Genomic DNA, 22534 nt, shown 5'->3' on the forward strand with positions numbered 1-22534 from the left:
CAAGAAACCTATTTTAAATTTCAGCCCCCATTTTGGTTTCTGCAATGCACCCTCTTGGTTGAGTTGTATGTAGTCCCTCCCATTGAATAGAGGGACCCCTTTGAAGGCGATCGCGTTACTCTATCCCAGGGGATTCTATGGTAATCGCAATTTTAGGCGATCGCTACTGCCCTTGAGGGTTGCGGGATAATTTCCCAAGAAAAACTGGGCTAGAGTATCTCTAACCCAGACCGAGGGTGAACAATGAACACTGTGAATGCTTCCAGGGAGGTCCCCGATTGATGCGCGGGGGTTTGTCATTCCCTTGGAACTTCTAATTCTGGTAGCGGCGACTGCCTTGGGGATGTCGCTTGTGCTTTTGAGTTCTATCTTAACTCAGTGATTGCACGGATGTCAATCCTTAAATTTTTCATTGGGTTTGGAGACTCTTCCGGATATTTGCTGCAAAACATCCCCAACAAAAACCTGGATTAAAAGGGGTATCCACATTTTATCCCCGGTAAAGGCGATCGCCGCTTTTCTCCGTATTTGTCCTGATACTGGGGCCGATGCTACAAAACTTAACTTAGACCGTTTCAGTCTTGATATCTGGTGGATGTAGCGTTCCCCAGTCATGACAACGGGCAGATTTCATGACTTGATAGCTTTCGTTCGCCACGGCAGTACAATGAACATAGCTTGCTGCTGAGTGAGTCTAACGACTCAGGGAGGCAATCCGAGGTACGCCTCGGGTCCTCAGTTGGTAAAAACCGGCCTGGGTGTGACCTCGCGATACCTGCTTAATTTATTAGGCCTGAGGAATCGCGATCGCACTCCAGGCCGGGATCCAACAGTCCCGCTTTGAGCGGGTCAAGACTTACTTAAAAGTCTTTGTCAGTATATTGGTTGACCGAACGTTCTTGTGGCGTCCGAGATAGTAACAACGTGGACTTAAAACAGCTCTTCAAAACCCCGAATCCGATTATTGGTGTTGTCCATTTACTGCCCCTGCCGACCTCTCCGAGGTGGGGGGGCAGCCTCAAAACTGTCATTGAGCGAGCCGAGCGAGAGGCCACAGCGTTGGCCTCAGGCGGGGTTGATGGCATTATTGTCGAAAATTTCTTTGATGCTCCCTTTACGAACGGCCAGGTCGATCCAGCCGTCGTGAGTGCGATGACCCTGATCGTGGATCGGCTGATGAACTTGGTAACGGTGCCGATCGGAATCAACGTTTTGCGAAATGACGCCCTGAGTGGATTGGCGATCGCCTCCTGTGTCGGTGCCCGCTTTATCCGCGTCAATGTCCTCACTGGGGTCATGGCGACGGATCAAGGCTTGATCGAAGGACAAGCGCATCAACTGCTGCGCTATCGGCGAGAACTGGGCAGTGATGTCAAAATCCTGGCGGATGTGTTGGTGAAGCACGCGCGGCCCTTGGGTTCCCCCAATCTCACCACTGCTGTGCAAGAAACCATTGAGCGCGGTTTAGCCGATGGGGTGATTCTGTCCGGTTGGGCAACCGGGAACCCGCCTTCTTTTGAAGATTTAGAATTGGCGATCGCTGCGGCTAAAGGCACCCCCGTCTTTATTGGCAGTGGTGCCAACTGGGAGAATATTTCTACCTTAATGCAGGCAGCCAATGGGGTCATTGTCTGTAGTTCCCTCAAACGACATGGACAACTAGAACAACCTGTTGACCCGATCCGAGTCAGTCAATTTGTAGAAGCCACTCGCCGGAGTCTCTCCCTAGAAACTCCCCCCTCATCACTTGGGGCTATCAAGCTTCATTCGGGGTGAGGGCAGCATCAAGGCAAGAACATCAAGGAATCAGGATGAAGGGGGAATTTTTATCCCTCATCCTGATCCGGCTTTTTCATCCCGATTTGTAATCTGTTCATCCGGTTTCCTAAAATTATCCCTCCCCCTTCATCCCCTATCCCTCCCCCTTCATCCTTCATTCTTCATCCTTCGGCCTTCCTCTGATCGAATATGCCACAATCAAATTGACCGGGCTTGGCGATTTGAGCCATCAAGCGCGATCGTTCGTCAAGAGGTCGTTACACGAATTGATTCTCAACAAGCCGATCTCAGGAAAAGGGGCATCATCCCTTGCCTCGGGAGGTCGTTGACCCGCCTAAGTCTTAACTGACTCAGCGATCGGCAACGGTTTCCAGCTCTCTAGCAAGTCTCCATCATTCTGACAATAGAATTTGAAGGAGTGGGAGCATCTTGCTCCCTACTGCTGATCGGGAGCAAGATGCTCCCGATCCCTTTAAAAATGGTCCAATTCATTGAGACGCGCTATATCCAGGAATGCGAAGCAAGTTCCTGGGTCGAAAACTGGAGCGTTAAATAGTTTTAGCTCAGTTCAAATCGTCTGCTCAACCCTAGTCCCGACCGATAACATGATGGAAGCGGGTATCACTCCCGGAATTGAAGGTATACCTCGCCCACAAATACTATGGATACAGGGTAACCCGTTTGAGGCGGTCATTGTCCTGTTGAAAGTGCATCACAAAAGCACCCCAGGCAACGTCACCCCCGTGATAGTCATGCTGAATGCTCACCGGGGTTAAACCCTGGTGACCCTCGTTTACTCCGAGGTGTAAAGACTCTCGGTTTGCACATTACCAAATTTTTCTTATGAGACGCCGACGTTCTACTCCGTGGATTTACCGTTGGTCGCGTTACATCATCGGCGCGATCGCAGTTTTGGGTCTTTTAGAAACTGCTTTTTTGACCGTGGTTGAGTTCACCGGCTCCGCTGCGGCAGTTTGCCCAACCACAGGCTGCCAAATTGTCTTAGAAAGCGAATATGCCAAAATCTTTGGGTTGCCCCTCACCCTATTTGGCTTTCTAGGCTATACCACAATGGCAATTTTGGCCTTGGCTCCCCTGTTGCTCAAAGAAGAGACTCAAAAAGATTTGAAATCGCAGGTAGACAACACCTCCTGGTTGCTGATGTTTGCGATCGCCTCGGCCATGCTGGTGTTTAGTCTATACCTGACTTATGTCATGTTTTTCACTCTGCAAGCGGTCTGTCCTTACTGCCTGGGTTCAGCGGTATTTTCAGTCTTGCTGTTTGTCTTAACCATTATTGGGCGAGATTGGCCCGATCGCGGCCAACTCTTCTTTACCGGCATTATTGTCGGCATGATTACCCTGATTGGAGCCTTGGGGGTCTATGCCAATGTCAATAACCCCGTGGCCAACGGTTCCGCCGATAACTCCATCGTTCAGCCTCCGGCTGGACGCCCGCCTTCCAATGCAGGCTGGCCGATTTCCACCTCATCCGGTGAAGCCGAAATCGCCTTAGCCCAACATCTCACTGCAGTGGGGGCCAAAAACTATAGTGCCTATTGGTGTCCTCACTGCCATGAACAAAAGGAACTGTTCGGACGAGAAGCCGTGAGTGAAATTGATTACATTGAATGCGATCCCGGTGGCAAAAATCCCCAGCCGCAACTCTGCCAAGCGGCTCAAATTCAGGGATATCCGACCTGGATCATTAACGGGGAACAGTATCCGGGGGTGCGATCGCTCTCTGAATTAGCGGCATTATCCGGCTATCAAGGGCCCAGTAACTTTAAAAATGTCTTACCCGGTCGCTAACCCAAGCTAAACCCCAGACTCCGAGAAGTTCCCACTGCGGTTTGAGGCTGGACTCGCAGTGGGAAAGTCCGGATCCCAGTCCTCCTTATGAGCAGATTAAATCCCATAGAAAGCCGGTATTTGATGAAAATGCAGCCCCTTAAAAGTCCAAAACGACTCTGGAGTGCCCTGGCGCAACGGTGGCAACAAAGACTTCCCGACTGGATGGGAAGCATCTGGCTTCCCTTTAAGGCGGTTGTCGGTGTGGCGGGGTTTGTGTTGGTTCTGCGCTCCACGGGACTGTTACAGTCTTTGGAATGGGCGGCTTATGACCAGATGTTTCGTTGGCGTCCCCCGGAACCAAGGGACGATCGCATCCTGATTGTGGGAATTAACGAAACTGATATCCGGGAATTCCAAACCTGGCCGATTTCCGATCGCGTCTTAGCCGAACTGCTACAAAAACTGGATAGCTACTCTCCCCGGGCGATCGGTCTGGATCTCTATCGCGATATTCCCGCAGAACCCGGTCACGCTGAGTTACAACAGGTGTTTGCCACTACCCCCAATCTCATTGGCATTGAAGAGGTTCCCATCGCTAACAACCTGATTGGGGTCCGTCCTCCGCAAGTCTTGGCCGAATTGGGTGCCGTGGGATTTAACAATGTGGCGATCGATTCCGATGGCACAATCCGCCGTAATCTCCTCTATCTCTGGAGTGACGAAAAATCCTACCAAAGTTTTGCCTTAAAGTTGGCCTTGCTCTATCTGCAAGGGGAAGGGATTAAACTTCAACCCTCCCCTGAGCATCCGGAGCATTTCCAACTCGGTCCCCACACCTTTCCCCGGTTTGAACTCAATGATGGACCCTATATCCGCCAAGATAATGGGGGTTATCAAGTGCTGGCTAATTTTCATGTGGGGGACCCGGTTGAGTCGGAATTGGTCCCCTATCGTGAGGTGTCCATGAGGCAGGTTTTAGAGGGGGAGGTCCCGGCGGAGTGGGTGCGCGATCGCGTGGTCTTGATCGGTTCGACGGCTACGAGTCTCAAGGATTTTTTCTACACCCCCAATAGTGCAGGATTGCTCCAGGCCCCTAAAAAAGTCTTTGGGGTCCAGCTTCATGCCAATTTTGTCAGCCAAATCCTCAGTGCGGCCTTAAATGACCGTCCTCCCTCAATTTTATTCTGGTCTGAACCCCTCGAATGGCTGTGGATTGTACTCTGGGCGATCGCCGGTGCCCTGATCAGCTCGAAGGGGCGATCGCCGGTTCGCCTAACTGGGAGCATCCTTCTAGCTGCTGTCACCCTGTTCGGGACCGCTACCCTGCTCTTTTTACTGGGCTGGTGGGTCCCCTTAATTCCTCCCCTCTTAACTCTCTTATGTTCAGCGGGATTGCTCACCTCTTATATTGCCTATCATGAGGAAAAATTAAAACGCTCTTTTGCCGAATCCAAAGACTTTTTAGACCAAATCATCAATACCATCCCCGACCCCATTTTTGTAAAGGATCAAAACCATCGCTGGATTGTCTTAAATGAAGCCTATTGTCAACTCATTGGCTATCCTTTACAGGTCGTTCTTGAAAAATCGGATTATGAAATTTTTTCCACCGAGGAAGCCAATCTCTTTTGGCAGGAAGATGAATGGGTCTTGACCACAGGTTTACCCCATGAAAATGAAGCCAAGTTTACCGATGCCACGGGAACGATACATTATATTGCCACTAAACGCTCTTTGCATAAAGATTCCGCCGGTAATGTCTTCTTAGTTGGAGTGATTCGAGACATTACTGAACGCAAGCAAATGGAAGAAGAACTCAAACGCACGGCGTCAGAATTGGCTCAGTCTTACCAAGAATTAAAGATATCAGAAGACCGATTGCGCCATCAAGCCTATCACGATACCCTCACCAATCTCCCCAACCGTAAATTATTCTCAGACCGGCTCAATCAAGCCTTAGAATGGGCGGCAAATAATAACCAAATTGTGGCCATTTTATTTATTGATTTAGATGGCTTTAAACAAATTAATGATACTTTCGGCCATGACAGCGGAGACCTGTTATTGAAAGAAGTGGCCAGACGACTTACCTCCTGTTTGCGGGGGAGTGACACGGTGGCCCGTCTGGGCGGAGATGAGTTTACCGTGATTTTACCGGCCATTCCTCGCCCGCAAGATGTGGCGAGGGTGGCGCAGAAGATTATGACGACCTTGGGGGAACCCGTGGCGATCGCCCAAGACTTGATTCAGGTCACCGCGAGTATCGGAATTAGCTTGTACCCCTTGAATGGAGAAGATGCAGATACCTTAATTAAGTGTGCAGATGCGGCGATGTACCGTTCTAAAGAACTCGGTAAAAATCAATATGAATTTTATGAAGTTTCATAAACTTGAGCACCTGGGAAGATGAAGAATCAGGGATCAAGGCGATCGAGCCGATCTCCCTACATCCAAAGGTCTTTAATTTGGCCACCCTAGACCCGCAATTAAACGGGGGGGGATATTAGGAGGATTGATGATGAAAAATATTAATCTATGTTAAGAATTGAATCAATAAATACATAAACCGTATTGTCAAGATTACTAGACATTTTAGAAAACATCTACCGCTTCAGGATCCCAGAGTACGAGTAAATACGGAGACCCCTTAACCGCAGAGGAGTTCAACTTAGATGAATTTCATTGAAATCTCAGGTTTTCACCCGCAAACCTGGCTCTTACCCCTCAAAAATCTCCTCGGTAAATCCACGGTACCCCTCCGCAAAAAAATTTTTCCGCTACTGGACAAATCCGTGAATCTACTGATAAACTAAAAGAATCAGGAGACATCTACTAGGAAGGTTATTTTATGGGGTCAAGGGTGTTATGTTTACGTTCCTTCGGTCTAGTACAATCACTCTATTTTCAATCAGCAGTTTGCTAGGGACAACCCTGGCCGTCACGAGCCTGCAAACGAATTTGACTCCTGAATCGCTCCGGAATACCACCGGCTCGAATCCGGAGATTTCCATTGCCGAATATGAACCGCCAAGACCGGGTAACGGAAAGCCCCAGGGTGAAACACCTGGAGCCGGAACCCGTTACATTTAGTTCTCAGACTTGCCCTCAAGATTTAGGGATAAACCCTCCCGTTGCTTTAAAATCCGGGCTACTCCTACGCTTCATCATCATATTTAGAGGGGAGCCAAACCCGCGAATCCGCGCAAAAAATGGCAATCGGGAGAAATAGCAGAACCATCACAGGGGAACCCTGCGCCAGGATTGGTTCTGAACCACAGTATGAGCTTGCCAATTAGGATCCGTATGGGGATAATCTAAGCGATAGTGACCGCCACGACTTTCGGTCCGAAACATGGCACTGGTAAGAATCAAGTACGCGGCATCCAGTAAATTGCGGGTTTCCGACCACTGGACGAGCAGTTCATTGGCATTGGGGATAGAAAAACAGACCCCCTGACCCTCCACCGGATTTAATAAATATTTAGACAGAGGAAGGGCGGCAAATTCGGCTTGCGCGGTGTTAATTTGCCCGATCGCCGCTTCTAAGGCCGCTTGTCCGCGCACAATTCCCGCACTTTGCCAAACCAGCAACGGGAGCGATCGCCGCAGTTCCTGAATATAAGCTTGCTGTGGCCCTAAATCTGCCCCCAAACGACTACTCTCTAGGGTGACTGCCTCCTCCGGGACCCATTCTCTCGAATTCGGTGCAATTTCAATCGCCCCTAACTGAGCACCAAACACAAGACATTCCAGCAAAGAATTACTCGCTAACCGATTAGCACCATGCACGCCCGTATTGCTCGTTTCCCCCACCGCATACAAACCGGGAATCGAAGTGCGTCCGTACAAATCCGTCTGAATTCCTCCCATCCAATAATGGGCCGCCGGTGCCACGGGAATCGGTTCCTTAAACAAATCCACTCCCCAAGTTTGACAAACCTGGATAATATTCGGAAAGCGATGGCGAATCCGCTCGTCGGGAATCGATCGCAAATCCAGCCACACGCATCCCGGAGTGGAATCAGTGCCCCAATTCTGAAGATGCATAAAAATTGAGCGACTGACCACATCTCGCGGTGCTAGTTCTCCAGCGGGATGGTAATCAAACATGAACCGATATCCGCGATCGTCCAGCAAATGAGCGCCCTCACCCCGGACCGCCTCACTGATTAAAAATCTGGGGGCCTCGGCTTTGGTGAGGGCGGTGGGATGAAACTGAAAAAATTCTAAATCTCTTAACACTGCACCGGCACGCCATGCCATTGCTACCCCATCCCCGGTACTCACAGAGGGATTGGTGGTTTGAGCGAAGACTTGACCGCCGCCGCCGGTTGCCAGAACCACGGCACCGGCACGGACCCAATAGATTTGACCTTGATAGACCAGGCGCACCCCTTGACAGCGTTCAGTCTCTGGGTCCATCCACAGATTCAAAACTACGGCATTTTCGATCGCCTGAATATTCGGACAGCTCAAGACGCGACTACTCAGGACGCTGACAATGGCTCGACCCGTGGTATCTGCCGCATGAAGCACTCGGCGATGAGAGTGAGCCGCTTCTAGGGTTAATGCCAGAGTGCCTTGATTGTCTCGGTCAAAGGCGACTCCCAGTTTTAGCAAGTTTTGAACACAGTCTGGTGCTTGTTCCGCGAGAAACTTGACCGCCTCCAGATCGCACAACCCAGCACCGGCAATGAGTGTATCTTCGATATGGAACTTGGGGGAATCATCGGAGGCGATCGCAGCGGCTATACCCCCCTGGGCCCAATCGCTGGCGGACAAGGGCAAACTATCTTTCGCAATTAAACCCACGCGGTAAGTATCCGGAAGGCACAGGGCTGCATACAAACCCGCAGCACCGGCACCGACGACCAATACATCAAAAGCGGTGGGTATGCTCTGATTGAGACCGGGATCAAACTGTGACGGATTGCTCAATGAAAAATCGCCCCTTGTCAAGTAGTTGAGCCGATTATAGAGGCCAGGGTGAATCATGGGGAGCATCGGGGTCGCGCTAGCGCCTATTTCTCCCTAACCCTCCGGGGTCTTGCATCGGGGAAAAAGGGCCTACAGCCGATCGCTCATCATGATTTAGCAGCCCTACAAAAGCTCTTTATATTACCTTAATTGACAAAGGACGAAATTAACGATTTCTGTTCTACCCGAACCTAAATCGTTTAGTAATAGCCGTTATTGATGCGATCGTCGCCTTGAATTAACGAGACTTCCGGGTCGGTGACGGTAAAATTATCCAGATTGGCTTGTAGCAATTCTTTTTGGCGATCGCTCAGGCTGGGAATGTTTAAAACATCCTCAACTTTCTCGTAGGGGGCATTCTGGACAATTAACCCAGCTAAGGTCGGATATAGCCCCCGATACTGCCGGAAAGCCCGCACGTTGGTATTATTTAAGTCAAGTTTTTCTCCAAACTCCGTCGCCAGTTTCTCATCTACGGGATTGCGATACTGGGGTTGGGAGACTAAAATCGTGGATTGTAAGGAGATCCCGCTCCAGCCTGCCGCGACTGCATTCTGAGGAAATCCTAACCATCCCAGACAACCCACGACTAAGCCGAAGACTGCGACCAGGCGAACCAATCTTTGCATAACTTTTTTCCTTTGTTTCTCATAAACAGCCTTTTAATAGAGACTACCATTTTACCTACAGATTTTTTTTGGATTTCTACCAAATCAGCAGATTTTTCCCGAGAGGGTCTATATTCCAGGGGTCCCGCTGCCATCAGAAGAGGGGTTGTACAGGAATGACCTGGACAGATGCGGGGACCTCCCCCAGGGAAATTTTATGGTTTGGCCGCTTGGGAACGCAAAAAGGCATCGAGGTTGGCAAAGGAGCAAGCATAGGTGATCGTTGGCTTCTCATACCCCTTGAGATGGACGCTGTGTTCTTTAAACAAGTCCTCATGTCCCGGGACGGTGCGACAGTATTTATAAGTGGTTTCACCTAGGGCAATATCCAGGCCGATTTCCTTGGTGGCGGACTCTAGGCGAAAGGCGGCGTTGACGGTATCTCCCAAAGCGGTGTAGTCGGGGCGATCGCCGGATCCGGTATTGCCCACCATGCCATATCCGGTGTTGACTCCGGCCCCTATTCGCAGCGGAAAGGGCAGGGGATAACGTTTATTCAAGTCTTCGGTAATCTCATGCAAGGAATTGAGGGCCTGAAAGATTCGCAGCATTTCTTCGTCACTGACTTCTTGGGTGCTGTGAAACCAGACTGCCATCACGGCATCGCCGATATATTTATCCACCCAACTGCCGCGATCGCGAATAATATTCCCCGCACAACGAAACCAAGTGCCAATCACTTCCGAGAGGATTTTCTCATCCAGTTGTTGGGTCAAAACGGTGAAATTTCGGATATCAACGACCATTACCGAGATTAACCGGCGCACGTGCAAGGCGGCAGTGACGGTAAAATCCTTTGCGGTTCCCAACTCTTCTGAGAATTCGCTAATATCCATCTTTGGGGAGAAAAATTCGAGATCGGTTTGTCCAAAGGTCAGGCGATCGCCATTGTGCAAGATCACGGGGATACTCACCCGGCGGCCATTGACAAAGGATCCATTACGACTCCCCAGGTCAATCAAATAAAATTCCCCGGTGTCCATGCACTGCAGCATGGCATGGGCGCGGGACATCCAGCGGTCCCCGATCGCAAAATTATTATCTTCACTTCTTCCAATAGTCCAGCAGTTACCTCCCACTAAGGGGAGATAGCGGTTTCCTGCTTCAGTTCGCAGTACGAGATGAGGAGTGGGTGGGAGATTTGCCACAGGTTAAGCACCAACGTTATGGATTTGTAACGCTCTTATTTTAAAAGGAGTACCCTTAGACTGACGGCCCAACACCTTTCTCAGGACAGGTCTGTTGAAAGTCATGAGTTGGGTGGTCTTGTTGATTTTGAACACTTCCCCCTTCAACCCTGCTTACCCCTTTTTAAGTTAGATGCTTAACCCTGTAAGAGGGGATATTCAAGCTCTCATCCGACTCTTCAGGCGGCTAGGGCGGCCAGCCAAAACAAGCTGTCTACAACAATTGTACTCAATACAGCACCTCCGAATGCCCACCATTTTAGCCCAGGAGAGCGTAAGGGTAAACTACCCACTCCCAATAACAAAATCCCGAGTACCGCAGCCCAACCACAACCCCAGGGGGTATTGACCAGGGCGATCGCACTCTGAAAAATCGGAATCGCTAGTTCCGGTTCCACTTGCATCAACTGTCGCCAGTGCGGAATTAAGTTTACTACATAAAAATAAACATCGGTGACGGTGGTGCCAAATAAGGAACCCAAATAAAACCAGCTTCCGATCGCCAGTTGGCCGCGCCACAAACACCACAGGGCCACGGGTAGCCCGAGCGCCTCTAAGGGTAAATGCAGCAAGGGTTCCCATCGAAACCATCCCCAGTAGATAGCCCCGGCTAACCAACTGCCGGTGAATCCAATTAATAAATCACCCCAAATCTGGCTGCCATCACGCGATCGCAACACTTGCCCTAATCCTAGCCAGCCCACAGTCACAGCGACGGCCAGTAGCGGTAAATTCCGCACTAACGGGGCTTCCAAGAAAACCGGGACCGATACTAAAAAGGCGGCAGCAGCAAACATTCGCCACCGTTGAGCGACCCCGATGGGGCTAAACATACGATTCACAGTCAGGCTTGCAGATTTCACGGCTGCTCCAGCGGATGTGTAAGAAAACCACGATTGATGTAACAACTCTTTAATATTCTTTACTTAACTTCATCTTATTTAAGATATCACAAGAAATATCCCCCCCTAGGGGATTTCCCTCTCTAAATTTTACTCGATTCCTGGAATTCCGGGGAAAAGCACAGGACCAACCGGGGCCATCGGTGAGGAAGGACCCCGGATTTTATAGAATCAATGCAAAATTTTACGCTCCAACTTGTGGCTACATCTTAAATTCCCAATTGAGAATATAATGCGGTTGTTCTGCTCTGAGGCACTCCCGGATGGGAAAAAAGCCTGGGGTACAGTTGCTCCACTCTCATCTCAACTCCAGGAATCTGGCAAAAAAGAAGATTAAGAACTTCTCCTGGAATAAATCCATCCACTATGAAGCTCAAGTTTAGATTTAGACAGAGATCACATCGGAAAAATTCATGGGACTATCACGCAATCAGTTTTTCACCCTAGGGAGTTTCAGTGCCCTGGGCATGGCGATCGCCACTACCGCCAAAGCACTCAGCAGCGAACTCCTAGGCTCCAGGGGCATCACTGCCATGACCACCTCCGTAGCTGGGTTGACATCGAGTCCGCAAATCTTGGCCGCGACTGAAACCGCCTCGGAAATCATGGAGATGACCGAACCAGAAACCCAGCTCAATTTATTTCAGGCGATCGTCCTCGGGTTCGTCCAGGGAATGACCGAATTTATCCCGATTAGCAGTACCGCTCATTTACAAGTCGTCCCCGTGGCCCTGGGTTGGGGAGATCCCGGCGTTGCCTTCACCGCAGTCCTGCAACTGGGTAGCATCGGTTCCGTACTCTGGTATTTTTGGCCCGATTTGAGTAGCCTAACCAATGGAGCAGTGCGGGCCCTGGTGCGGCGTGAATATGATGATCGGGACTTTCGGATTGTCCTGGGCATTCTCATCGGATCCTTGCCCATTATCGGATGTGGGTTAATTATTAAATATGTGATTCCCGAGTTTTACGAGGAAAATCTGCGGACTATCACCGCGATCGCCGTTGTCTCGATCATCATGGCAATTTTGCTTGGGGTGGCTGAACGTTTTGGAGCGCGAAAACGCAACTTTGGGCAACTCAGTCTTAAAGATGGTCTATTAATGGGGCTCGCCCAGGTCCTCGCCTTGGTTCCAGGATTCTCTCGGTCCGGTTCTACCATTACTGCCGGATTATTCATGGGGTTAGAGCGCACCACTGCCGCCCGGTTTTCCTTTTTGCTTGGCATTCCAGCTATTACTTTAGCTGGATTAGTCGAACTCAAGGATCTGTTGACCTACAATTTGGACAGCATCGGCATGGTCCCTCTGGTGGGAGGATTGATTTCATCCGCCGTTTTTTCTTATCTCGCCATCGCTTGGCTGATTAATTTCTTAAAAACTCAGAGTACCTGGGTTTTTATCTGGTATCGCATCGCCTTTGGCTGTATCCTTTTAATTGCTCTGGCCTTGGGTTGGATACAGAGCTAGTTTAGGGTACAGAGGCTCAGACTGCTCACTTCCAACCGGCTAAGGAAGGGGCCCAAAACAATAGGTTGATTGGGTTATTCCATGCCATCAGCGTTACGGTGTCTGCGACTGATAACCCTGGGTAAAAGCAATAACCGATCAATCTGACGTAATGTACAACCGGCTCTTGCACCTCACCCCACTGGGATGGGGCGATTGGATAGTTTGGCATGGACTAAGCATATAATAGGGAAGCAGCAGATTCTAAGGGAGAACGGAATGATGCTATCGGTTCCAGGCTATCAAATTCTTGCCAAAATTTACGAAAGTTCCAATACCCTGGTCTATCGAGGACGTAGAGAGTTCGATGGACAACCCGTTATCTTGAAAGTTCTCCATAAAGACTATCCCACAGACCAAGAACTGGCGAGTTATCAACAAGAATATGAATTAATTCGGTCTTTTAATTTAAACGGTGTTATTAAAGCCTATAGCCTAGACAAATATCAAAATACCTTAATGATGAGCCTAGAGGATTTTGGGGGAGAATCCTTAAGGCAGTTAATCACCTCCCAAAAATTTACCCTCCTGGGATTTCTCAATCTGGCTATTAAAATCGCCGAAAGTTTGGCGGAACTGCACTCAGCTAATATTATTCACAAAGATATTAATCCGGCGAATATCGCCTTTAACCCGGTGACGGGACAACTGAAAGTCATTGATTTTAGTATTTCTACGGTGTTGACCCGAGAACATCCCACTGTGGAAAAGTCCGGGGCTTTAGAGGGGACTCTGGCTTATATGTCCCCGGAACAAACGGGAAGAATGAACCGATCGCTCGATCGCCGCAGTGATTTTTATTCTCTGGGGGTGACGCTGTATGAACTTCTGAGCGATCGCCTGCCGTTTGAAACCACCGATGCGATCGAATTAGTCCATTGTCACATTGCGATCGAGCCGGTCCCGCCCCATCACCATAACCCCGAGATTCCCAAAGCCCTCTCAAACATTATCCTCAAACTCCTGGCGAAAAGTCCGGAAGAACGTTATCAAAGCGCCTGGGGCTTAAAAGCCGATTTAGAGGAATGTCTCAGCCAACTCAGAACCACCGGGACCATTGCCGAGTTCCCCCTGGGACGGATGGATATTTCCGATAAATTTCAAATTCCCCAAAAATTGTATGGCAGGCAATCGGAAATCGAACGCTTTATGAACGCCTTTGATCGCGTCATGGGCGGCCATCCGGAAATGATTTTAGTCGGGGGATATTCCGGGATTGGCAAATCTGCCTTGGTGGATGAAATTAAACATAAAATTAATCAAAAAAAAGGCTATTTTATTTCTGGAAAATTTGACCAATTCCAGAGATACGTTCCCTACTCAGCCATTGTCAGCGCTTTTTCTGATTTAGTCGAACAACTGTTAACGGAAAGTGAAAAGCAGCTTGAAATTTGGAAAAACAAACTTCTAACTGCTTTGGGTTCTAATGGGCAAATTATTATTGATGTTATCCCAGAAGTTGAGCTAATTATTGGCCCTCAAAATCCAGTTAATCAATTGGGGCCGAGTGAATCTCAAAACCGATTTAATTTGGTTTTTCAAAATTTTATTCGCGTCTTTTGCACCCACCAAAATCCCTTAGTTATTTTCTTGGATGACTTGCAGTGGGCAGATTCGGCAACCCTCAAGCTACTTGAGTTAATGATGACCGATGAACAGACCCGATATCTATTTCCCATTGGGGCTTATCGGGATAATGAAGTCAACCCCACTCATCCCTTGACCCTCACCTTGGATGGATTGAGGAAACAAGGGGCGACGATTAATCAAATGAGCTTAACACCCTTGGGGATTGAGCAAATCACCCAACTGATTAGTGAGACGGTGCATCAGGACCGGAGTACGGTACAACCCTTGGCCGAATTAGTAGTGCAGAAAACCCAAGGGAATCCTTTCTTTGTCAATCAATTTTTAAAGACCCTGTATCAAGAGAACCTGCTTACTTTTAATCCCAATGCCGGTACAAACCAGATTGGCGGATGGCAATGGGATATTGAGCAAATTAAGGCCGTAGGGATTACAGATAATGTGGTCGAATTGATGGTAAGCAAATTGCGGAAGTTGCCGGAAGCAACCCAGGAAGTCTTACGCTTAGGGTCCTGTTTGGGCAACCAATTTGACTTAAATACCCTGTCCTTAATTTATGCGAAGGAATCCTTTGGGACCTTTTCCGATATGTCACCGGCGATCGCCCAGGGATTAATCCTGCCCATTACCCCAGAAGAAATCACCGACCCAAGTTCGATTAATCCCCTGCTAATTCTCAGCTATAAATTTTTACATGACCGAGTACAGCAGGCGGCTTATGCGTTAATTGAAGACTCGCAAAAAAAGGCAGTTCACCTGCAAATTGGCCGGATGTTAGTCTCCAGTACCCCGGAAGAATATTGGGCGGATAAAATCTTTGAACTGGTCGATCATTTGAATGTAGGCCGATCGCTGATTGACGAAGAGGCAGAAATTATAGAATTGGCAACTTTAAATTTAGAGGCCGCCAAAAAAGCGAAAAATGCCACCGCATATATCGCAGCCCATCAATATTTAAAAGCTGGGATGGACCGTCTCACCGAAAGCATTTGGGACAGCAATTATGAGTTAGCTTTGGAAGTCTATAAACAGCGCTCACAGGTGGAGTATTTGAATGGCAACTTTGAAGAATCCGAAGCCTTCATTAAGGAAATTCTTCACCGGACCCCATCGGTTTTAGAAAAGGCGGAAGTCAAAAATCTGCTGTTACTGCAATATGTCTTGCGCGGGGAATACAGCCAAGGGGTAAAAACCGGACGGGAAGCCCTAGCACTTCTGGGTATCGAGTTACCGCAAACCGATTTACAAACGGCCATCGGGACCGAATTTGCTGCCGCCAAAGCCAAATGGGAAGGGAAAGAAATTGCCCGGTTAATTGATGAACCTCAGACCACTCGACCTGAAACAAAAATTGCCTTAAAACTGCTCACTACCGTTGCCGCGCCAGCCTATTTGATTGATCCGCAACTCTGGATAGCGATCGTTCTCAAAGGGGTGAATCTTTCTCTGGAATATGGCAGTATCCCTGAATCTTGTATTTCCTTTACCAATTATGGAATCCTGCTCAATTCACTCTTAGGAGACTATAAATCCGGCTATGAATTTGGATTGTTGGCCCTCAATTTAATTGAAAAATGGGGGAGTATTGAACTAAAAAGTAAAGCCTGTGCTGGATTTGCCAATAGCTTAAGTTTTTGGTTTAAACATATCAAAGAATCCAACATTATTAACAAAGAAGGATATCAGGCGTCCTTGGAATCAGGGGATTTAGAATATGCAGGCTATATTCTCCATAATACAGTTCTCAATGCTTATTTTGAGGGTCAAAACCTCGCGCAAATTAGTAAGGAAACCGGCCCCTGTTTTCAGTTTGCCCAAAAAACCAAAAATCAAATCTCAAGCGACCTCGCCCTGGGGTTGCAACTGACCCTCTTTAATTTAATGAAAATCACACCTGACCCCCTAGAATTTTTATGTGAAGAAACCAGCGAAGCCGAGTATTTGGCAAGTTGTTATCAGGACAACAAATTTTATGTACTCTGTAATTATTTAATCCGAAAATTACAGGTTCTCTATCTCTATAATCGTTTAGAGGAAGCCAAAACTTGTGCCTTAGAAGCGGAAAAATATCTGCTGTATATTACCGGCACTCTGCCCACGACCGACTATAATTTTTATCAATCCCTGCTGTTCTGTGCACTCTATGCTGAGGCATCACCGGAAGAACAAACGGAGTATCAGGAAAAACTCGCCGCTAATCAACAACAGATGAAAGTTTGGGCAGAGAATTGTCCTGACAACTTTGAACATAAATATCTGTTAGTAGCAGCGGAACTGGCGCGGATTGCGGGAGACGAAGAGGAAGCCCTTGACTTGTACGATCGCGCCATAGAATCCGCCCGCCATTATGAATTTATCCAAAATGAAGCCTTAGCCAACGAATTGGCGGCACAATATTGGTTCCAACGGGATAAACAAAAATATGGACGAGTTCATCTACGAGAAGCCTACTATGGATATCAACGCTGGGGTGCAGTGAGAAAAGTCACTGAACTAGAGGCGATTTATCCACAATTACTGACCAAAGCACCGGGGAATTACGGGGCGATCGACACCCGAACCACAGCGATTCATACTACCACCGATAATCATGCCGGTATCCTAGATTTAGCCTCAGTGATGAAAGCATCCCAAGCCATTTCGGGGGAAATTGTCCTGGATAAATTGCTGGCAAAACTGATGAAAATCTCTATTGAAAATGCCGGTGCACAAAAAGGCTGTTTAATCTTACCCGCAGAAGGTCAACTCACGATCGCCGCTGAAGCATCTGTCGATCGCGAAGAAGTGATCGTTGCTCAATCTGCATGGGGAACTCTGGGAGGGCGATCGCTCGAACCGGATCAAGTCCCCGTCACCATCATCAACTATGTCGAACGGACCAAATCCGATCTCGTCCTCACCGATGCCGCCAGCGATGGCAAATTCACCGCTGACCCTTATATTATTTCCCACAACTTAAAATCAGTTCTCTGCCTCCCCATCCTCGATCGCGGTCAATTAATTGGCATCCTCTACTTAGAAAATAATCTCACCACGGGAGCTTTTACCAGTAACCGCTTAGAAGTCTTAAGACTCCTCTCAGCACAAGCAGCAATTTCCCTAGAAAATGCCCTCTTATATACATCCGTTGAACAAAAAGTTCAACAACGAACCCAGGAGTTAAATGAAAAAAATACCCGCCTAGAACAAACCTTACACGAACTGCAACGCACCCAAGCACAACTGATTCAAAGTGAAAAAATGTCCGGACTCGGACAAATGGTTGCTGGGGTGGCTCATGAAATTAATAATCCGGTGGGATTCATTTATGGCAACCTCACCCCTGCCTCCCAATATGTCCAAGAACTGCTGAATTTAATTCAAACCTATCAGCAAGAATATCCCAATCCTACCCCAATTATCACTGACACTCTGGAAGAACTCGACCTAGAGTTTCTCGTGGAAGACTTGCAGAAACTGCTCGATTCCATGAAAGGAGGTGCAGAACGCATTCGCAATATTGTCCTCTCCCTGCGAAACTTTGCACGCCATGATGAAGCGGATATGAAACCCGTGGATATTCATGAAGGCATCCAAAGTACGTTGATGATTTTGCAACCGCGACTGCGATGCGAAGGCGAACAACGGGGAATTGAGGTGATAGAAGACTATGCCACCTTACCCCGAGTCACTTGTTACGCCTCGGAACTGAATCAGGTGTTTATGAATATTTTGAGTAATGCGATTTATGCCTTAGAGAAAGATGAAAACACGGCTAAACCGACGATTCAGATTCGCACTGAACTCAGCGATCGCAACTCGGCGCTCGTCCGTATTTCCGATAATGGTCCGGGAATGAGCGATGAAGTATTAAGGCGAATTTTTGACCCCTTTTTCACCACCAAACCCGTGGGTTCGGGGACGGGATTAGGTTTATCCATCAGCTATCAAATCGTTGTAGAAGCACATGGCGGAGAACTCACCTGCACCAGTGCACCGGGAAGCGGCACCGAATTTGTGATTGAGATTCCCCTGCAACCGCGATTGCGTTTTAGTTAACCCACCAACGTAGAAACCCGGTATCTCCAAGCAACCGGGTTTTTAAATCCATCTAACATCTACTTGAACCGCTAAAATTCCATGAGTGAATCTTCCATCCGTCCCGCCGTCATTACCAAAGTCATTCCCGACTCCATCGCCGCCGAAATTGGATTTGAACCGGGCGATGCGATCGTTTCCATCAACCACCAAAAACCCAGAGACTTAATTGATTATCAATTCCTCTGTTCCGATGAACTCCTCGAACTCGAAGTCATCGACACCCGAGGCAAAACCCATCAAGTAGAGATAGAAAAAGACTATGATGAAGACCTTGGATTGGAATTTGAATCCGCCTTATTTGATGGACTGATTCAATGCAATAATCGCTGTCCCTTCTGCTTCATCGACCAAAAACCCCCAGGAATGCGAGATACCCTCTATCTCAAAGACGATGACTATCGCCTCAGTTTTCTCTATGGTTCCTACCTAACCCTCACCAACCTCAGTCAAAAAGAGTGGAACCGCATCGAACAAATGCGTCTCTCTCCCCTCTATGTTTCCGTCCATGCCACGGAAGCAGAAATTCGCACTCGCCTGTTAAAAAATCCTCGCGCCAGCCAGATTCTCGACCAATTAAAGTGGTTTCAACAAAAACGCCTGCAAATTCATGCTCAAGTCGTCGTTTGTCCCGGGATTAATGATGAGCAACACCTCGAAACCACCCTTTTAGACCTAGCCAAATTTGGCAGAGGAGACATTCCTGCCGTTGCCTCCGTCGCCGTCGTCCCCGTCGGCTTAACCCGCTTTCGTCCCGAGGAAGATGAACTCATCCCCGTCACCGCCGAGAAAGCCCGAGAAGTCATCCAACAAGTGCAAACCTTACAACCCCAATTCCGCAAAACATTAGGGTCAAACTTTGCCTGGTTAGCCGATGAATGGTTTCTCATCGCCGGAGAAGAAGTCCCCCTAGACTCTGACTATGAAGACTATCCCCAAATCGGCAATGGCGTCGGTTCCATTCGGCAATTCTTAGATGAATTTGAGGAAATTGCTACGGAATTATTGCCAACCAACGTATCTCCCCCGCGACAATTCACCTGGGTCGTCGGAAATGCCGTAGAAAAAGCCTTTCAACCGATTGTAGACCGCCTAAACTCCGTAGAAGGATTACAGATAGAAATGGTAGCCCTCTGTAGCGATTTCTGGGGACAAACCATGAGTGTTACTGGTGTTTTAACAGGTCAAGATTTGCTCAACGGGTTGCAAAATAAAAAGTTAGGCGATGCCATTTTGTTGCCCGATGTAATGTTAAAACATGGAGAAACCCGGTTTTTGGATAATATGACGGTGGAGGATTTGGCAGTTCAATTAAAAACGCCAATATTGCCTGTGAGTGGGATTGAGGGATTAATTTTGGGTTGTATTAATCCCCAGTTATAACACTTGGACAAGGGTTTGAAGCGTAGCCCTGTCAAGGTGTGTAGATTGTAGGGGCGTATTGCATACGCCCTCTTTTGGGCGTATGCAATACGCCCCTACAAGAAATAATGATTTTTCGTCATCAAATTTACCTCTTGTAGGGGCGCGAGAGTGATCGCCTGTTCAAGAAATAACGATTTTTCGTCATTAAATTTATCACCTTGACAGGACAAGGGTTTGAAGCGTCCTCTGGGGGCAAATGGTTTATAGAACGCAGCTAAATCAGTTTGTGGAACTCCCTGATCTACTGACTGGGAAGCTGTCGGGAGTTCAGGGAGTCGCCGGGGATGCAATCGACATTGCAAAGAGTGGAAGGCGGAAGGTGGAAGGTGGCAAGATGCGATCGCACCTAAAGGAACTAGCCACGATGACCTATCATGAGTTGAGTAAAAGGTTGGAAAAGTCCTCTTAATCACGTTGTTTAAGCATGACCAAACGCAAGACCAGAATAATGACTAAAACTCCTGCGACTAGAAAACCTGTGGGAAGAGTAAAGATGCCAAACCAGTACGTCAAGATCATATAGGTTAAAATCGTTTCAACCAGATCTGGGCAAGCAGTTTGCGGTCCGGGTCCCCCAGTATCGCACCCCAATAATTCAACCAATCTAACACCAATAAATGGTAAAATGACTGGAAGAATAGCGTATAAAACAGCAAGACCAATTAGAATACCAATAAATTTAGGGGAAAGTAAAAACGAGAGAAATTTTTGCATTTTTATACCATATCGAGGGGCTATAGAATGCCTGGTTTCGCTACCTTTTACAGATAACTCACAACTTCTTGTAATGTAGCACTATTTTGCAGTTCTAGGTCTAATGTGAACTTTAAATTCACCTGACGCAGTTCCTCACCAACAAACTGCCATCTTTCCTTGAGGCAATAGTTTCACAGGGTTCTCCCCATTGAACGAGAGAGAATCGGGGGGACAGGCAGTGGCCGATCGCCCAAGAATCTGGAGACGCCGGTCCCCGTCGCACCATTTATGGCATTACCCCCCCGGGGCGCGAGGAGGCAGAAAATGCTCGAACATCCCCAGGATAACTGGGTGAAAAGTCGCTCGTTTTGCCATTAAATGTTTCTTTTTCAGCGATTTAGAACCCGAGGCAAGGCTGGAATTAATGAAGCATCGATTAGTTAAACAGAGGAGCGAAGTGTGAATACAGTGACCTCTGGGGGGCAATTGATCCGCATCGGTAGGATGCTAAAACCAATTCCTCGGTTTACATAAAGACGATTTCCTGACTGCCCATATTCTGGAATCCAGCCGTCAGCGTGGACCTCATCCTCTTTACTAAAAGTTAACCAACTCCATTCTGAGGTGAAGGGTAGACGAATTTGCCCACCATGAGTGTGTCCTGCCACAGCCAAAGGTGCAGTGTTCGGAGGTAACGCTTCAAAGGAATCTGGGTTGTGCATCATCACCAACCTTGGTGTTCCTTCTGGCACCAAGTTCACCGCGACTTTCGGTTGATCGTTATTTGGCCAGTGTGCGCCGATGCCTACTAGGTATAGGGGGGTGTTGTCCGCCCTGTTTGCTGCGGTTGGGTTGCCATTCTCGGACGGAGGAATTGCTCTTAGCGCTGGGTTGCCGATCGCAACCGCCTCGTTCTGGAGGACTTCCACACCCACTGCTTCAAGCGCTTCATGCAATTGACGCGCTAACTCTGTGTTTGGCGTTCCCTGCTTGCTTTTCATTGCATAGTCATGATTGCCCAAGACAGCATAGGTGGGGATGCCTGCTGCTGGAAGCGATCGCGCAAATTCAACAGCCTTATTAATCACTTCGCTTGGGTCTTCACCTGGATGGTAGATAAAGTCACCAGCAATGAGCACCACTGCTGGACGCTCCTCTATTAATTGTTCCACAATGCGGTCAATAGTATTGGTGTTGTCCATCCACATTCCTATTTGCCAGTCAGCAATCACTGCAACTCGCTCCCCTTCCCAAGCAGCGGGAAGATTAGGGATTTCTGCAATTTCCTGTTTTGTGTCGATTAGGTACGGTTCGAGCAACCCCCAAAAGAGAATTAAGCAAAAAATTCCTAGCAAACCTAACAACGTGTATTTAATTGTCTTCATTTTTGATAACCTGTCTCATACTTTTATAGAAAAATTTAAGCAACTGGAGTACGTGGCATTAATCACTAAAATGGGATGCCCCTCCTTCGGCGTCATGATAAAGCCGCTCTTTCCAACTGCTTGTGCCGTTTTGCTTGTGATCGTTACCTCTTTTCCGATGGTCGAATTGGGTGAAACTTCTGCAACATCTTCGACAGAGGCTACGGTCAACCTCTCTTTAAACCTATTTGGATATAAAAGGAAGCACATCTATCAATAGGGGGTTTTTTATCTCTAACTAATGGCAGACGTTTAAAAATATTGAAGTTTTATCTCGACAGTAGGGAGTCGAGCGAACTTTTGCTTTTTTTTGTTTAACGTCTACAAACGCCGATATTGCCAGTTAGTGAGATTGATGGATTAATTTTAGGTTGTATTAGGGGATTCCAACAAATAAATCATCCTTGCTTTGATGCGATCGCACCTAACAAGGCTCTTTTAGCCCGCGCAGGCACCGCTTTGTCCGTGTAGCCCCAGGCTTGAGCCTGCGGGTTTTTTGAAGGTTTTATTTTT

Annotated in this window: 13 protein-coding genes; 6 read left to right on the top strand and 7 right to left on the bottom strand. The window is 48.0% G+C overall.

Translation table 11 applies throughout. The annotated features are described in order from the left end of the window. Positions 1 to 393: 393 nt before the first annotated feature. Positions 394 to 615: a hypothetical protein gene (locus tag NG833_RS18690; protein WP_254566784.1), complete on the bottom strand. Its 222-nt coding sequence runs from the start codon at positions 613 to 615 to the stop codon at positions 394 to 396. A 309-nt stretch (positions 616 to 924) separates the two neighbouring features. On the opposite strand from NG833_RS18690, the gene btpA reads away from it, so the two are divergent. The 3 genes from btpA (at position 925) to NG833_RS18705 (ending at position 5961) form a co-directional block, all read left to right on the top strand. Next, positions 925 to 1776 (top strand): photosystem I biogenesis protein BtpA, encoded by an 852-nt coding sequence (gene btpA, locus NG833_RS18695; RefSeq protein WP_254566794.1) that lies wholly within the window; start codon positions 925 to 927, stop codon positions 1774 to 1776. An 846-nt stretch (positions 1777 to 2622) separates the two neighbouring features. Then, complete coding sequence (locus NG833_RS18700) at positions 2623 to 3591, top strand: vitamin K epoxide reductase family protein (RefSeq protein ID WP_254566785.1); 969 nt, start codon at positions 2623 to 2625, stop codon at positions 3589 to 3591. A gap of 123 nt (positions 3592 to 3714) precedes the next feature. Continuing rightward, on the top strand, positions 3715 to 5961 hold the full coding sequence (locus tag NG833_RS18705; protein WP_254566786.1) for a CHASE2 domain-containing protein: 2247 nt from the start codon (positions 3715 to 3717) through the stop codon (positions 5959 to 5961). Positions 5962 to 6810: 849 nt separating this feature from the next. On the opposite strand, the gene nadB is transcribed toward NG833_RS18705, so the two are convergent. From nadB to NG833_RS18725, 4 genes are all read right to left on the bottom strand, one after another. Continuing rightward, entirely contained in the window at positions 6811 to 8568 is a 1758-nt protein-coding gene (nadB, locus tag NG833_RS18710; protein WP_254566787.1) for an L-aspartate oxidase, read from the bottom strand. A 182-nt stretch (positions 8569 to 8750) separates the two neighbouring features. Further along, positions 8751 to 9179 carry a photosystem II complex extrinsic protein PsbU gene (gene psbU / locus NG833_RS18715; RefSeq protein ID WP_254566788.1) on the bottom strand — a complete coding sequence of 143 codons (429 nt, stop codon included), beginning with the start codon at positions 9177 to 9179 and terminating at the stop codon, positions 8751 to 8753. 194 nt (positions 9180 to 9373) lie between these two features. Continuing rightward, complete coding sequence (locus NG833_RS18720) at positions 9374 to 10366, bottom strand: adenylate/guanylate cyclase domain-containing protein (RefSeq protein ID WP_254566789.1); 993 nt, start codon at positions 10364 to 10366, stop codon at positions 9374 to 9376. Positions 10367 to 10584: 218 nt separating this feature from the next. Then, positions 10585 to 11238 carry a DUF3120 domain-containing protein gene (locus NG833_RS18725; protein ID WP_254566795.1) on the bottom strand — a complete coding sequence of 218 codons (654 nt, stop codon included), beginning with the start codon at positions 11236 to 11238 and terminating at the stop codon, positions 10585 to 10587. A gap of 482 nt (positions 11239 to 11720) precedes the next feature. Here NG833_RS18725 and NG833_RS18730 point away from each other — a divergent pair, with 482 nt between their 5' ends. The 3 genes from NG833_RS18730 to NG833_RS18740 all read left to right on the top strand — a co-directional run bounded on the left by NG833_RS18730 (position 11721) and on the right by NG833_RS18740 (position 19859). Continuing rightward, positions 11721 to 12773, top strand: coding sequence for an undecaprenyl-diphosphate phosphatase (locus NG833_RS18730; RefSeq protein ID WP_254566790.1), 1053 nt, complete (start codon positions 11721 to 11723; stop codon positions 12771 to 12773). A 261-nt stretch (positions 12774 to 13034) separates the two neighbouring features. Continuing rightward, positions 13035 to 18437, top strand: coding sequence for an ATP-binding sensor histidine kinase (locus NG833_RS18735; protein WP_254566796.1), 5403 nt, complete (start codon positions 13035 to 13037; stop codon positions 18435 to 18437). A gap of 81 nt (positions 18438 to 18518) precedes the next feature. Beyond that, positions 18519 to 19859: a TIGR03279 family radical SAM protein gene (locus NG833_RS18740; RefSeq protein WP_254566791.1), complete on the top strand. Its 1341-nt coding sequence runs from the start codon at positions 18519 to 18521 to the stop codon at positions 19857 to 19859. A gap of 447 nt (positions 19860 to 20306) precedes the next feature. Here NG833_RS18740 and NG833_RS18745 read toward each other — a convergent pair whose 3' ends face one another. After that, positions 20307 to 20615, bottom strand: a complete 309-nt coding sequence (locus tag NG833_RS18745; RefSeq protein ID WP_254566792.1) for a hypothetical protein — start codon at positions 20613 to 20615, stop codon at positions 20307 to 20309. A gap of 422 nt (positions 20616 to 21037) precedes the next feature. Next, complete coding sequence (locus NG833_RS18750; RefSeq protein ID WP_254566793.1) at positions 21038 to 21982, bottom strand: metallophosphoesterase; 945 nt, start codon at positions 21980 to 21982, stop codon at positions 21038 to 21040. Between the last annotated feature and the right edge of the window lie 552 nt (positions 21983 to 22534).

Origin of the sequence: Oscillatoria sp. HE19RPO, assembly GCF_024220515.1 — a bacterium.
In the GTDB taxonomy this organism is placed as follows: domain Bacteria; phylum Cyanobacteriota; class Cyanobacteriia; order Cyanobacteriales; family Laspinemataceae; genus Laspinema.

Coding starts and splice junctions, on each gene's coding strand:
- nadB (WP_254566787.1), bottom strand. CDS start 8,568: ATGATTCACCCTGGCCTCTATAATCGGCTCAACTACTTGACAAGGGGC.
- NG833_RS18750 (WP_254566793.1), bottom strand. CDS start 21,982: ATGAAGACAATTAAATACACGTTGTTAGGTTTGCTAGGAATTTTTTGC.
- NG833_RS18700 (WP_254566785.1), top strand. CDS start 2,623: ATGAGACGCCGACGTTCTACTCCGTGGATTTACCGTTGGTCGCGTTAC.
- psbU (WP_254566788.1), bottom strand. CDS start 9,179: ATGCAAAGATTGGTTCGCCTGGTCGCAGTCTTCGGCTTAGTCGTGGGT.
- NG833_RS18725 (WP_254566795.1), bottom strand. CDS start 11,238: ATGTTTAGCCCCATCGGGGTCGCTCAACGGTGGCGAATGTTTGCTGCT.
- NG833_RS18730 (WP_254566790.1), top strand. CDS start 11,721: ATGGGACTATCACGCAATCAGTTTTTCACCCTAGGGAGTTTCAGTGCC.
- NG833_RS18745 (WP_254566792.1), bottom strand. CDS start 20,615: ATGCAAAAATTTCTCTCGTTTTTACTTTCCCCTAAATTTATTGGTATT.
- NG833_RS18705 (WP_254566786.1), top strand. CDS start 3,715: ATGAAAATGCAGCCCCTTAAAAGTCCAAAACGACTCTGGAGTGCCCTG.
- NG833_RS18740 (WP_254566791.1), top strand. CDS start 18,519: ATGAGTGAATCTTCCATCCGTCCCGCCGTCATTACCAAAGTCATTCCC.
- NG833_RS18690 (WP_254566784.1), bottom strand. CDS start 615: ATGACTGGGGAACGCTACATCCACCAGATATCAAGACTGAAACGGTCT.
- NG833_RS18735 (WP_254566796.1), top strand. CDS start 13,035: ATGCTATCGGTTCCAGGCTATCAAATTCTTGCCAAAATTTACGAAAGT.